This window comes from Streptacidiphilus sp. P02-A3a, from assembly GCF_014084105.1.
Lineage (GTDB): Bacteria > Actinomycetota > Actinomycetes > Streptomycetales > Streptomycetaceae > Streptacidiphilus.
In genome coordinates this window covers 5033642-5046581 of the sequence record NZ_CP048289.1, presented here as the reverse complement: position 1 = coordinate 5046581, position 12940 = coordinate 5033642, and the positions used below count along the sequence as shown (strand labels likewise).

The window sequence follows — 12940 nt, the reverse complement described above, 5'->3', positions numbered from 1 at the left end:
CGCCCCGCCCGATGCCGCCCCTCCGCCGGACGGGGACCAGGCGCGGGGCCGCGCCCGCCCTCACGGCCGAGGCCGAGTGGACGCGCTTCACCGAATTCCTGGAGCGGCTCCCATCGGGCTGTCCTGTAAGCCCGTTGACGTCGTCGTTGTCTGTGTCGTCTACGATCCTGCGAGCGGGTCATGCCGGTCAGGTGCATGACCATCGTGCTGAGTCGGGGGTTGGGTCGTGGCGGCGACAGATGTGGTGCGGGAGTCGGCCCAGGCCGGTCGGATCGTGTTCTTCGAGGAGTCCGCGCGCGACGGGGCGCAGGCCAAGACGCTGATGGGTGCCGGTTTCCGGGTGCGACTGGCCCAAGAGCAGGGGGCGGTCTTCGGGGCGGACGGGCCGCGGCACGTGGTGTTCGCGGCGGGCTTCCCCTCGGTGTGCGCACAGGAGTTCGAGGCGACACGTCAGGTCGCCCTGGAGGCGCAGGGTTCGGTGAGTCCGGCGGCGATCTGCCGGGGCACGGTGCCGGACGTCCGATTGGCGCTGCGCGCGGTCCGGGGCGCGGCGCACGCGCGGGTGATGGTGATCGTGGCGGCGTCGGAGGCGACTGCCCGGGCCCTGGTGCACGGCGACGCCCGGGAGGCCCTGGCCGCTGGCCTGGATGTGGTCAAGGAGGCCGTCGACCTGGCGGACGGCGTCGCGGTGGATGTGTGCCTGGTGGACGCTCCCCGCGCGGACCACGCCCTGGTGGCCGAGTACGCGGGGGCGATGACGGCCCAGGGCGCGGGGACGATCGTGTTGGCCGACACGGTCGGGGACCTGCTGCCCGGCCAGACCCGGGCGCTGTTCCAGCAGGTCGCGGCCGGGGCGGGGCCGGAGGCGGTGCTGGTCTCGCACCTGCACAACGACCTCGGCCTGGGCCTGGCCAACACCCTGGCCGCGTTGGAGAGCGGAGTGCGGGTGGCGGCCTGCTCCTGGTTGGGCATGGCCGAGCGCAGCGGCATGGCGGCCACCGAGCAGTTGCTCTTCCTGCTCGCCCACGACCCGGCCAAGGCCGCGCGGGTCCTTGGGGCCGACTGCGAGCCGTGGTGGACGGCACCGGACCTCACCCGACTGCCTCGGATCGCGCGGATGGTGTCCGCCGAGACCGGCATCCCGCTCACCGTCACCACCCCCATCGTGGGCAGCGGGGTCGCCACGATCTCCACCGGCACTCCGTTCACCCACCCGCAGACCTTCCAGCCCTACGACCCCCAGCACCACCTGGGCCTGGCCCCGACCGTGGTGCTGACCCACCTCGCCAGTCGGCGCGTGCTGCGCGCGGTCGCCGAACGCCTCGGACACCACCTGGACCCGGACCAGACCCGTACCGCCCTGGTGTGGGTCAAGGACCGCGCCTACCGGCTCGGCCAGGCCGTCGTCGCCGACGCCGACTTCGCCGCCTACCTCGACGGGCTCACCACCCGTACCACCGCGCCCGCGCCCGCACCTGCCTCCTGAACGGACACCCCATGCCGGCCACCGCCCTGCTCGACACCGGACCCGCCGCCGACGCCCTGGCCGCCGCGGGGGCCGCGATCCTGCCCAACCCCAGCCCCCTGACCTACGTCGTCGCCGCCACCGATCCGCGCGCCGTCAACAACGCCAAGGCCCGGCCCGCCGGCCAGGAAGTCGCCCTGTGGCTCCACCACGACGCCACCTGGACCGACCTGGTCCCCGCACTGGACCTGACCTCGACCGCCCTCGGCACGGCACTGGACCTGCTGCGCGTCGAACTGGTCACGCTACTGGTGCCGGTACGCGCCAACGCCTCGGCCCCGGCCTGGTCCCTGCCCGCCCTGCGCGACGGCCACCTGCTCCTCTTCGGCGCCCGCTGGCAGCCCCTGGCCCCACTGCTGGCACGCTTCCCCCGCCTGTACGTCAGCAGCGCCAACCGCACCGGGCAGGCCCCGGCGGCCACCGCCGCCCAGGCCGCGGCGATGTTCGGCCCCGGCATCCCGGTCACCGACGCGGACCACCTGCGCGACCCCGGCACCCCCCACGCCGCCACCACCATGCTGCGCATCGCACCCGACGGGGCCCTGGCCCACATCCGCCACGGAGCCCAGGACCGCGCCCACGGGACGAACTCCGCCCGCTACCTGGAGCACCTGGGTGCGGCAGGGGACCGGGCTCACCCGGCCCCGGGCGCGTGCGGCTGAGGTGAGGGCCGGTCCCCCAATCCCTTGGACGGCAAGGGCAGCGGCTTGCTGAAATGGGGGACGGTCGCTGTCGGAGTCGAAAGGACGCGGTGATGTCCGAGATCAGGCTGCACCTGTCGGTGCGCGGCCTCACCCCTGCGGACCTGCCGTCCTGCGGCTGGGCCGGCTCTCCCAAGCACGTGCGCGAGCTCGTCCACCAGATCCGCCGCGCCGAGGCGGGCGAGATCGACTACCTGGCGGTGTGCACGCCGGTCGGGCTCCCGGTGGCGGTCGGCGGTGTCGACTACACGGTCACGCCCGGCGCCGGAACGCTGTGGCAACTCGGCGTCCACCCGGCCCTGCGGTCCTGCGGGATCGGCACGCTGCTGGTCCGCTCCGCCGAGTGCCGGATCGTCGCCCGGGGCCTGACCCGCGCCGAACTCGGCGTCGAGGAGAGCAACCCGCGCGCCCGCGCCCTGTACGAACGCCTTGGCTACCGGGCCTTCGGCCGCGAGCCCGACTCCTGGGAGGTCGAGGCCGAGGACGGCTCACCGCAGCGGTACGAGACGATGTGCACGCTGATGCGCAAGGCCCTGGCATGACACCGGACGACGCGGCGTTCGCCGCCCACGACCTCGGCCACGACGTCCTGGCCGAGCATGTCGCCGCGCACCGCGGGCTGGTCGCCACCGCGTGGCGGCAGCGGCGTCTCGACCGGGTCGGGGCCCAGGTGTTCCTGATGTGCGCCGCCTACGCCTTCGACCGCGACCGGCGCCCGAGGTCCGGCGCGGGTGCGGGGCGGGAGGGTGCGGGGCGGGAGGGTGCGGGGCGGGAGGGTGCGGGGCGGGAGGGTGCGGGGCGGGAGGGTGTGGGGCGCGGCGGGAGGGTGCGGGGCGGGAGGGTGTGGGGCGCGGCGGGAGGGATCATGGATAATGCGGGCATGCCTGTGCTGGTTGTGCCCACGGTCCCGGTTGGTTCGCTCGCGGCGCGGCCGCAGCCCGTGCTGGCGGCTGAGGGCGGCATGCTGCTGCGGCCCTGGGAGTTGGACGACGCCCCGGCGGTGATGGCGGCCTACCAGGACGCGGAGATCCAGCGCTGGCATGTGCGGCGCGCGGACCGTCCGGCGGAGGCGCGGGAGTGGATCGAGGGCTGGCAGGGCGCGTGGGCGGCCGAGACGGACGCGCACTGGGCCGTGGTCGACGCGGACAGCGGCGTGCTGCTGGGTCGCGCCGCGCTGAGGGTGCTGGCGTTCGCCGACGGCAACGCCGAGGTCGCCTACTGGACCGTTCCGGCGGCGCGGGGCAGGGGCGTCGCCCCCAGGGCGGTCGAGGCCATGGCGTCCTGGGCCTTCGAGACGGCCGGGTTCCAGCGGCTCGGCCTACAGCACGCGCTGGCCAACGCGGCGTCCTGCCGGGTGGCCGAGAAGACCGGCTTCCAGGCGGAGGGGGTGCGCCGCAGCGTGTGGCTCCACCAGGACGGACGGCACGACGTGCACGCGCACGCGCGGCTGCGGTCCGACCGCCGGGCGCGCGAGCGGGCGGAGCGCGGCGAGGGCCGCTGAACGCCCGGCTGCGGAGCGGGTCCGCCCAGCCGGGGCGGCGGGGCCCGTCCGCGTTGCGCGGGTGGCGGGGCGGAGGGAGGCTGGGCGCATGTGCGGTCGTTTCGTCTCCTCGCGCAGGCCCGAGGACCTGGCGTCGCTGTTCGGCGCCGACTGGCAGGGCGAGCCGGTTCCGCCGTCGTGGAACGTGGCGCCGACCGATCCGGTCTACGCGGTCCTGGAACGGTTGGCGAAGGACGGCTCCGGTCCGGCCCGGCAGGTACGGGTGCTGCGGTGGGGGCTGGTCCCGTCCTGGTCGAAGGATCCGGGCGGGGGAGCGCGGATGATCAACGCGCGGGTGGAGACGGTGGACAGCAAGCCCGCGTTCCGCAAGGCGTTCACCGCCCGCCGCTGCCTGCTGCCCGCCGACGGCTACTTCGAGTGGGTGCCGGTGGACGCCCCCGGCGCGAAGCCGCGCAAGCAGCCGTACTACCTGACCCCGGCGAGCGGGGAGCTGATGGCGATGGCCGGGCTGTACGAGTTCTGGCGGGACCCGAACGTGCCCGAGGACGACCCCGCCGCGTGGCTGACCACCTGCACCGTGATCACCACCGACGCGGCCGATGCCTCGGGCCGGGTGCACGACCGGATGCCGCTGACCGTCGCCCCCGATGCCCACGAGGCCTGGCTCGACCCCGCCCACCAGGACCCGCACGCGCTGCGCGCGCTGCTCGCGGTCCCGGCCGGTGGCGAACTGGAGGTGCGGGAGGTCTCCACCGAGGTCAACAGCGTCCGCAACAACGGCGCGCGACTCATCGCACCCCTGGGCTGAGCGCCGCCGCTCCAGCGCGTTCCGCTGTGACTGGTGGTCAGTGAGGTCGGGTGCGGACGCGGAAGGTACGGCGGTAGGTGTCGGGCGGGACGCCGACCGTGCGGTTGAAATGGCGGCGCAGCGTGGTCGCGGTGCCCATGCCGGTGGCCCGCGCGACGGCCTCGACGCGCCCGACTTCGTCCGCGCCCTGTCCGCGCACCTGTCCCTGGAACTGACCCACTAGCCGGTGACGGGCCCGAGCGCCGCGCCGCGCCGCCCAGCAACCCTCCAGCGACGGCTTGCTGGGCGGCTCGGCCGCGCGATCCCCGGGCGATCGCGCGGCGGGTGAGCCGAGGTCAGCGCGCGGCGTAGGCGCCCACCACCGGCAGGGCCTTGTCGCTCAGGTCGAACATCGCCTGGTTCTCCCAGCCGGTGGCCGTGGTCGCGTCCGTGGTCGACCAGCCGTTGCCGGTCACGATCGTCCAGGTCGGCTCCCAGTAGAAGGCGCCCAGGCCCAGGCCGTTCGGCACCGCCTGCACCACCGACAGCACGTCGCGGAAGTTGGCCCGCTGACCGGCCGGGGTCGCCGGATAGCCGGGGTCCAGCGTAGTGTTCGCCGAGGTCACCGAGTTGACGCCGGTGGTGTCGGTCATCGTCCACGGGTAGGCCGTCTCGGCCACCAGCACCGGCTTGCCGTACTGCGCGGCCAGGCCGTCCAGGTCGCTCTGCAGCACGTCGAGCCGCCCGTCCCAGTAGTCGTAGTACGAGATGCCGATGACGTCGAAGGACACCCCGTCGGCGATGGCGGTGCTGTACCAGCTCTCCAGCGTCGCCAGGTCCGAGGAACCGGCCAGGTGCAGCACCACCTTGGTACCGGCGTTGGCCTCCTTCACCCCGGCGATGCCCTCCTTGAGCAGCCCGGCCAGCTGGGGCCAGTTGGAGATCGACCCGTCGGGCAGCATCATCCCGGAGTTGATCTCGTTGCCGACCTGCGCCATGGCGGGCGGGGTGCCCTGGGCGTCCAGGTCGCCCACGATCTGCTTGGCGTAGTCGTAGGTCTGCGTCTCCAACGCGGCGAAGCTGTCCGAGGCCCAGGCCGCCGGGAGTACCTGGTCACCCGGGTCGGCCCAGGTGTCCGAGTACTCCAGGTCCAGGTAGATCGGCAGGTGGTAGGTGCTGTACGCCTCCTTCGCCCCGGCCAGCAGCTGCGCCTCGTCGTTGAACCCGTCCTGGGGGTTGACGAAGACCCGCAGCCGCACGTAGTTCATGCCGCCCGCGGACAGGATCTGCAGCGCGTTCTGCTGGGTGCCGGACGCGTTGCTGTAGACCCCGCCCAGGCTCTCGCCCCGGTAGAGGCTGGAGACGTCGCCGCCACGGACCGCGAGCGGTGCCGAGCCGGAGGTGAAGGTGACGTCGTCGTAGTTGGTCCAGGCCCCGGCGGCGCTGCTGGAGGACAGGTTGACGGTGCACTGACCGTCGGTCACATCGACGTAGTCGACGATGTGCAGCCAGTTCCCGTCAGAGACGACCGGGACGTAGGTGGTGGTCGTGGCGCTGCCGCAGCCGCTCAGCGAGATGGAGTTGGCGCCGCCGGTGTCGTCGGAGCGGATCCACACCCCGAGCGTGTAGTCGCCGTCGGTCAGGCCGGTCAGGGTCTGGTAGGTGTCCACCGTGTAGGCGGACGCCGACCAGTGGGACAGCTGGTAGCCGCCGCTGTGCCCGCCCGCCTCGGTGTACGAGGCGGCCGCGGTGCCGGTGCTGCTCCAGCCGGTCGGGGTGGCGGTCCCGGTGCCGTTCGCCTCGAAGCCCGGGTTGGTGACCGTGGTCGCGGCGTGCGCGGCCACGCTGGGGGAGCCGACGAGCACGGCGGCGGTCAGCGCCGCGGCGGTGGTGGCGTGCGCGGTCAGGCGCCGTCCGCGGGTGGTGGGTCGGTCAGGGGCGTGGTGCATCGACATCGTCCTCTCTGACGATGGGATGGGGTGGGGTCAGGTGCTGGGACGCCGCCCCCTGGGGAGGGAAGGTGCTCGGCGGCGCCCCGACCGGTCGGCCGCTGCACGGCGGACCGGAACTCGTGCCCTGTGGCCGCTGCGGCTGGTGGCTGGGGACCGGAAGGCGGCTGGGAACGTGCACACCGTAGCGGATATCCACCCGGGCTTGGAAGGAGGAAGTTGTCGGAAAATGTTTCCTTGCTCGGGCTGGTTTGCCACCCAGTCTCTACCTTCACGGCCTTTGCCCCGATCAGGCAGCGGAGCACGGACGCCCCGTGGGATCAGTGCTGTCGATATCTGTCCTGTGAACGATCCCAGTTCTTGCCGAGAGACTCCCTCGCCGCCGGGTGCTGACCGCCAGTCGGTGGCGCAAACCGGTGGAAGCGGGCGCGGGCCACCGATTACGGTGGCCCGATGAGCACCCGTACCTTCCGGATCACCGTTCGTGGCGTCTTCGACCAGCTCAGTGGCGAGCAGCGGGCCGAACTGCTGGCCCGTGCGGCCGAGCACGACGTGCTCCAGGCGGCCTTCACCGCCCAGGGGCACCTCAGCTACGACATCGCCGCGCGCTCGGCGTTCACCTTCCGCTTCCAGGACAGCGGTGAGGCCGAGGAGGACATCGCGGAGGCCACCGAACGCGCCGAAGCCGCCGCCGGGACCTGGCTGGCCGAGCGCGGTTACCAGTACAAGAACCTGAAGTCCCAGGCCCAGGACCTCTCCCAGGCGCCCCTGGGCAAGCGGCAGCGCCGCGCCGCTGCCCAGGGCACCCCCTGACCCCGCCGCCTCGGCGACGGCCCGCCACCGCGGTCGGCGTTAGCTCGTTCGGGTGAGTGAGGGCCGAGGCGGGGGCGCAGTGGTTCGGGCACCGGGACGATCGAGGATGGCGCCCGTCTGCCTGGTGCCACCCCGGCCGAAGCGAGGTCCACCGGTGTCGGACGATCAGAGGGCGGCGCTCGACTCGGCCGCGTTCCAGGGCTCGCCCGAGCTGCGGGCCTCCTACGACCTGTGTGCGGCCGAGGTCGGCCGGTACCTGGCACCGATGCGGACCGCCACCGAGCTGCTGCCCGCCGCGCTGCGCCCCCACTTCCACGCTGTGCACGGCTTCACCGTGCACACCGACCGTATCGCGGACGAGGGGCCGACGGCCGACCGCCCGCGACGTATCGCCCGCTGGCGCCGCGAGACCCTTGAGGACCTGCGCCGTGGACAGAGCGGCCACCCGCTGCGTCGGGCGTTCGTGGACACCGTTCGGCGCCGGGATCTCGACCACGCGGTGATCGAGGAGTTCCTGGACACCATCGAGGCCGACTGCCTGTGCCCGCCCGCCTTCGCGACCTTCCCCGAACTGCGCCGCTATCTGCGCGGGGTCTCCGGGACCGTCGCCGAGATGTGGGCCACGCTGCTGTGCGCTCGCGGACCGCGGGCCACAACGCTCTTCTCGGTCCTGGGCGAAGTCTGCCAACTGGCCGACATCTTCGAGGACCTGCCCGCCGACCTCGCGGCCGGCCGCTGCTACCTGCCCCACCAGGACCTGCACCGCCTCGGCCTGGACACCACCGACCTACGACACCCGGACCTACGGCACCCCGACTTGCGACAGCCGGACTTGCGACAGCCGGACGTGCGACAGCCGGACTTACGGGGCGGCCAGCCGCGGCAGGCCCTCGATGACCTGGTCGAGGTCCAACTGCGCTACTGGCACGGCCTGCTGGATCAGGCGGTGGCGGTCACCGGTACCGTCGATCCCGAGTACCAGCCGTTCCTGCACAGCCTGCTTCTGGGCACCCAGTTGCAGTTCGACGAGGTCACCCTGCAACAGGCCCGGGTCTTCGCCGACGGTGTCGAGCCGCTCACCTCGCCCCGCGCCGCCCGCGGTCGCCCCGCGTCACCGGAGCGGGGTGCGCCCCCGGACCACGTCGCGGTGATCATGGATGGCAACCGGCGCTGGGCCGCCCAGCGCGGCCTGCCCGCCGCCCAGGGCCACCACGCGGGCGAACGCGCCGCGCTGCGCCTGGTCAACGCCGCCGTGCGGCTGGGTGTGCGGCACTTGAGCATCTACGCGTTCTCCACCGAGAACTGGGGCCGTTCCCAGGACGAACTGGCCGCCCTGTTCGACACCTTGGCGGACGGGATCGCCCGGGGCGCCGAGTGGCTGCACGACCTGGGCGTGCGGGTGCGCTGGTGCGGGCGGCGCGACCGCATCGAGCCGTCACTGGCTTCGGCACTGGCCCTGGTGGAGAACCTGACATCCGGTAACGCGACGCTGACGCTCACCGTCTGTGTCGACTACGGCGGACACGAGGAACTGGCCGCTGCCGCCCGCGCTCTGGCCACGGAGGCGGTCGCCGGGACGATCCGGCCCGAGCAGATCGGCCCCGCGGATCTGGCCCGCAACCTGTACCTGCCCGACCTGCCCGAGGTCGACCTGCTGATCCGCACCTCCGGCGAGCAGCGGATCAGCAACTTCCTGCCGTGGCACCTCGCCTACGCGGAACTGGTCTTCGACCCGACGCCCTGGCCCGACTTCGGCCTGGCCCAGCTGCGGTGCGCGGTCACCGCCTACGCCGCCCGCGGCCGCCGCTTCGGCGGCGACCAGCCCGGCCCCTGAGACCTCCCCGACCCGGGACCAGCCCCATCACCGCACCGGCCCCCACCGCACCGGCCCCCACCGCACCGGCCCCCACCGCACCGGCTCACGCCTTCGGTGGGGTGTACAGGCCCTGCGCGGTTACGTAGGCCAGCACCGTGTCGGTGTTGAAGGCGGGTTCACCGAAGGTGGCGGTGTACGCCGCCAGTAGTTGCGGGGTGGCCCGCAACGGCACCTCGCTGAGCTGGACCTGTACCGGCTGGCCCAGCCGTACGCCGTCGGCGGTCAGCAGGCCCTCGGCCAGTCCGCAGTGCGCGACCGCCTGGTGTCCGACCTCGACACCGTTGACCGTGCAGGTGCCCGACGCGACCGAGTCCTGCAGCGCGCTGTGCAGGTCGGTCACCTGGAAGACGCCGTCCGCGGTGCGTACCGCGACTCCGCCGTCCAGGGTCCCGTCGCCCTGGGCCTGCGGCAGGTTGCCCAGGGAGGGGTCGCCGGTGCCCGACCGCACCGGGAACCGCAGTGCCGACCCCTCGGCGTCGCGGACCAGTTCGGCTGGCGCGACTGCCTCGATGACCGCCCCGAACCGGTCCAGCTGGGCCTGGGCCTGCGCGGTCCAGCGGACCTCGACCCAGCCGGAGGAGACCGTCCCCCAGTCGGCGCTCGCGGTGCTGGCGGACGCGGTCCGCGCCCCGGTGAACTGGGCCAGTAACGGCGCGGCCACGGCCGCGCTGAGAACCACTCGTCGTGACGTGCTCATCGCTGTGCTCCCTCCTTGAGGCGCCGGGAGCAGTCGAGGGCGCGCGGTGTTGTCGGCCGCGTCAGCATCGCCGCCGCCGACTCGGCCGGACGGCACCCCGCCCCACTCCGCGCTGCCCTGGCTGTCTTCCACCCGCGCTGGACGCGCCGCGGCAGTGGCCGTCTCCCGGCCCTGTCGTCGCGTTGTCGTTGTCGGGTCGGCCTGTGACGCGACGCCCCGGGGTGTCCTTCTGCCAGGGTAGAGCGGGTCACCACCGCGCCGCACTCACTCGAACGGGTGGTGGGGGATCACGTATCCGCCATCCGTGAGCGGGCGCACGCCCGCTCCCGCCGAGCGGACCGACCGGACCGCGTCCGGCCCGACCGGAAGACGCCGACGGCCGGAACCGGATCTCGGATCAGGGTCCCGCCGTCGCCCTGGTGGGTGAGGCGCAACCGTTCCGGCTTCGTCCGACGCCGCTGCACCACCCGCTGGTGACCGGCCGTTCGGTGCGTGATGCCGGGCGGGCCGCGGCTCAGACGACCAGGACCCGGCGCCCCCGGGTGTGGCCGGCCCGGCTGTCCGTGTGCGCCGCCGCTGCCTCGGTGAGCGAGTACGACTTCTCGACCGGGATGTGCAGCCTGCCCCGGGAGATGAGGTCGACAGCCTCGGCCAGCGCGTCCGGCACGCTCCCGGCCACGCCGGAGAACCGGACGCCCAGCCGCGGCGCACCGAGGTCGGCGATGGAGACGACCCGGCGCGGATCCCCGGTCAGCTCGACGAGTTCGCGGATCACGCCCGAACCGGCCAGGTCGAGGGCCGCGTCGACCCGGCCCAGGTGCCGCACCCGTTCGACCCAGCCCTCGTCGTAGGTCGTGCCGATGGCCCCCAGGTCGCGCAGGTAGTCCTGGTTCGCGGCCCCGGCGGTGCCGATCACGGTGATCCCGCGCGCGCGGGCGATCTGCAGCACCGCCGACCCGACGCCGCCGGACGCGCCGCTGACCAGCAGCGTCTGCCCGGGCCGCACGTCGGCCTCGCGGATGATGCGCAGCGCGGTCTCCACCACCGACGGGTACCCGGCGGCCTCCTCGAAGGGCAGCCCCTCGGGCATCCGGGCCCAGGCCGACAGCACAGCGAATTCGGCGTACGTGTCGGTGCCTTCGCCGAACACGCGGTCGCCGACCTCGACTCCCTCGACGCCCTCGCCGACCTCGTCCACCACCCCGGCGGCGTCCAGTCCGACCCCGGCGGGCAGCTCGACCGGATGGGCGCCCAGGACCTGGCCCTCCCGGATCCTCCAGTCGACGGGGTTGACCCCCGCCGCCCGTACGGCGATGCGTATCCGACCGGGGCCCGCGTGGGGCTCCTCGGCTTCCACCAGCTGCAGGACCTCGGGACCGCCGAACTCGGCAAAACTGATTTTCCTCATGCGGTGGAAGATAACCCTAACCGTTAGGGTTTCACAACAGTGAGGTATTCATACCTGGTAGTGTCAGGGCATGACCGAACCGTCCGGACGCCGCGAACGCAAGAAGGCCGCGACCCGTCAGAAGATCGCTGACACCGCGCTGCGCCTCTTCCTGGAGCGCGGGTACGAGGCTGTGGGCATCCGGGACGTGGCAGCCGAGGCAGACGTGGCCGTCACCACCGTCTTCGCCCACTTCGCCGCCAAGGAGGCCCTGGTCTTCGAACGCGACCAGGACTTCGAGCAGCGCCTCACGCGGGCGGTGACCGACCGGCCTCCGCACGAGCCGCTCATCCCGGCGCTGCACCGCGAGGTCCAGGCCCTGGTGCGGCACTGCACGGCGGAGGGCAGTGCCCCCGTCCGGCGCATGATCGAGGGATCACCCGCCCTGCGGGAGTACGAGGAGTCGATGAGCCTGCGTCACGCGCAGGCGCTGGCGGCGGCGCTGGCCGCCGATCCCCGCCTGTCCCGGAGCACGACAGCCTGCCGGGCGACCGCTCGGTTCGCCATCGACGCCTACGCGCTGGCCTGCCGGGCGGACGACCCCGGGGCCACGGTGGACGAGGTCTTCCGGATGATCAAGGCGGCCTGGGAAGCCACCGCGCCCTGAGCCGGGGCAGGACCGGCACCCCGCCGCCGGTCGGTCCGCTGGCTGGGTCAGGGGTTTTCGATGCGGCGGACGATTTCCTCGCACAGCTCGTGTGTGCGCAGCGCCTGGTGGGCGTCGAGGGTCCGGTCGTGGCGGACGGCGTCGAGGAAGGTGAGTACGACCTGTTCGATGCCGCGCTGGCGGGCGACCGGGATCCAGTCGCCGCGGCGGTGGACCACGGGGTCGCCGGTGTGGTCGATGGTCTCCGCGAGGTTCACCACCGCGAACTTGGTGTTCCTGCCGGAGACCTCCAGGACCTCCTCGGTCGACCCGCTGGCGCGGTTCATCACGCCGAGGGCGGTGAAGCCGTCCCCGGTGAGCGTGAGCACCAGGTGTTCGACCAGGCCGTCGCGGCGGCGGGCGCGCACGTCGATCCGGTCGACCGTGCCTGGGGCCAGGAACAGCAGGGTGTCCACGACGTGGATGAAGTCGTCGAAGACCAGCGGGCGTGCCGCCTCGGCCAGGTCCACCCGGTTCTTCTGGAGCACGATCAGGTCGCGCGGGCGCCGGCCGGCCTCAAGGTAACCCGGCGCGTGGCGGCGGTTGAACCCCACCAGCAGCGAGCGGCCGCACTGCTTCGCCAGGTCCACCAGGTGCCGGGCGCCGGCGAGGTCGTAGGCGAGCGGCTTGTCCACGTACACGTCGACGCCCGCGGTCAGGAGCTGTTCCACGATCGGGACGTGCTGGCTGGTGGCGGCGTGCACGAACGCGGCTCGGATGCCGCTGTCGATCAGCTCGGCCAGGTCGGTGAAGCGGTGCTCCGGGGCGATCCGGTAGCTGTCGCCCAGCCTGTCCAGCTTGGTCCGGTCACGGGTCATCAGCCGCAGGTCCAGACCGGGAAGGCCGGTCAGAACCGGCAGGTAGGCCTTCTGCGCGATGTCGCCGAGGCCGATCACCCCGACCGGGAGCAGGGCGTCGGGCGGCGGGGGCTGACTCATCTGGGCGGGTCTCCAGGCGTGCGGACGATCATCGGCGCCCTCACCCTAACCTCCCCGCGC

11 protein-coding genes and 2 pseudogenes are annotated in these 12940 nt (G+C 73.2%); 8 read left to right on the top strand and 5 right to left on the bottom strand.

Translation table 11 applies throughout. The features are described from left to right. Positions 1 to 226: 226 nt before the first annotated feature. The 5 genes and pseudogenes from GXP74_RS22015 to GXP74_RS21995 all read left to right on the top strand — a co-directional run bounded on the left by GXP74_RS22015 (position 227) and on the right by GXP74_RS21995 (position 4535). Positions 227 to 1486 (top strand): 2-isopropylmalate synthase, encoded by a 1260-nt coding sequence (locus GXP74_RS22015; protein ID WP_225448099.1) that lies wholly within the window; start codon positions 227 to 229, stop codon positions 1484 to 1486. Positions 1487 to 1497: 11 nt separating this feature from the next. Further along, complete coding sequence (locus GXP74_RS22010; protein WP_182452968.1) at positions 1498 to 2187, top strand: hypothetical protein; 690 nt, start codon at positions 1498 to 1500, stop codon at positions 2185 to 2187. Between the two features lie 32 nt (positions 2188 to 2219). Then, positions 2220 to 2768 (top strand): annotated as a pseudogene (locus tag GXP74_RS22005) (GNAT family N-acetyltransferase); the annotation flags it as partial. After that, the gene (locus GXP74_RS42265) at positions 2765 to 3727 is read left to right on the top strand and encodes a GNAT family N-acetyltransferase (protein ID WP_370468455.1); all 963 of its coding nucleotides are present in this window, start codon (positions 2765 to 2767) and stop codon (positions 3725 to 3727) included. The pseudogene GXP74_RS22005 and the gene GXP74_RS42265, both read left to right, overlap by 4 nt. Positions 3728 to 3815: 88 nt before the next feature. Beyond that, on the top strand, positions 3816 to 4535 hold the full coding sequence (locus tag GXP74_RS21995) for an SOS response-associated peptidase (protein ID WP_182452966.1): 720 nt from the start codon (positions 3816 to 3818) through the stop codon (positions 4533 to 4535). Positions 4536 to 4572: 37 nt separating this feature from the next. On the opposite strand, the pseudogene GXP74_RS21990 reads toward GXP74_RS21995, so the two are convergent. Further along, positions 4573 to 4701, bottom strand: a pseudogene (locus tag GXP74_RS21990) (AraC family transcriptional regulator); the annotation flags it as partial. 169 nt (positions 4702 to 4870) lie between these two features. Then, complete coding sequence (locus GXP74_RS21985) at positions 4871 to 6463, bottom strand: glycosyl hydrolase 53 family protein (protein WP_182452965.1); 1593 nt, start codon at positions 6461 to 6463, stop codon at positions 4871 to 4873. A 453-nt stretch (positions 6464 to 6916) separates the two neighbouring features. On the opposite strand from GXP74_RS21985, the gene GXP74_RS21980 reads away from it, so the two are divergent. Next, the gene (locus GXP74_RS21980; RefSeq protein ID WP_182452964.1) at positions 6917 to 7276 is read left to right on the top strand and encodes a DUF6204 family protein; all 360 of its coding nucleotides are present in this window, start codon (positions 6917 to 6919) and stop codon (positions 7274 to 7276) included. 154 nt (positions 7277 to 7430) lie between these two features. Beyond that, positions 7431 to 9110, top strand: a complete 1680-nt coding sequence (gene uppS / locus GXP74_RS21975; protein WP_225448098.1) for a polyprenyl diphosphate synthase — start codon at positions 7431 to 7433, stop codon at positions 9108 to 9110. Positions 9111 to 9195: 85 nt separating this feature from the next. On the opposite strand, the gene GXP74_RS21970 is transcribed toward uppS, so the two are convergent. Both GXP74_RS21970 and GXP74_RS21965 read right to left on the bottom strand, forming a co-directional pair. Continuing rightward, positions 9196 to 9849 carry a hypothetical protein gene (locus GXP74_RS21970; protein ID WP_182452962.1) on the bottom strand — a complete coding sequence of 218 codons (654 nt, stop codon included), beginning with the start codon at positions 9847 to 9849 and terminating at the stop codon, positions 9196 to 9198. Positions 9850 to 10363: 514 nt separating this feature from the next. Beyond that, a complete protein-coding gene (locus tag GXP74_RS21965) occupies positions 10364 to 11257 on the bottom strand; it encodes an NADP-dependent oxidoreductase (RefSeq protein WP_182452961.1) in 894 nt (297 codons plus the stop codon). A gap of 70 nt (positions 11258 to 11327) precedes the next feature. Between GXP74_RS21965 and GXP74_RS21960 the strand changes: the two genes are divergently transcribed. Beyond that, positions 11328 to 11903, top strand: a complete 576-nt coding sequence (locus tag GXP74_RS21960) for a TetR/AcrR family transcriptional regulator (protein WP_182452960.1) — start codon at positions 11328 to 11330, stop codon at positions 11901 to 11903. Positions 11904 to 11950: 47 nt separating this feature from the next. On the opposite strand, the gene GXP74_RS21955 is transcribed toward GXP74_RS21960, so the two are convergent. After that, a complete protein-coding gene (locus GXP74_RS21955) occupies positions 11951 to 12880 on the bottom strand; it encodes a Gfo/Idh/MocA family protein (protein WP_182452959.1) in 930 nt (309 codons plus the stop codon). Positions 12881 to 12940: the final 60 nt, after the last annotated feature.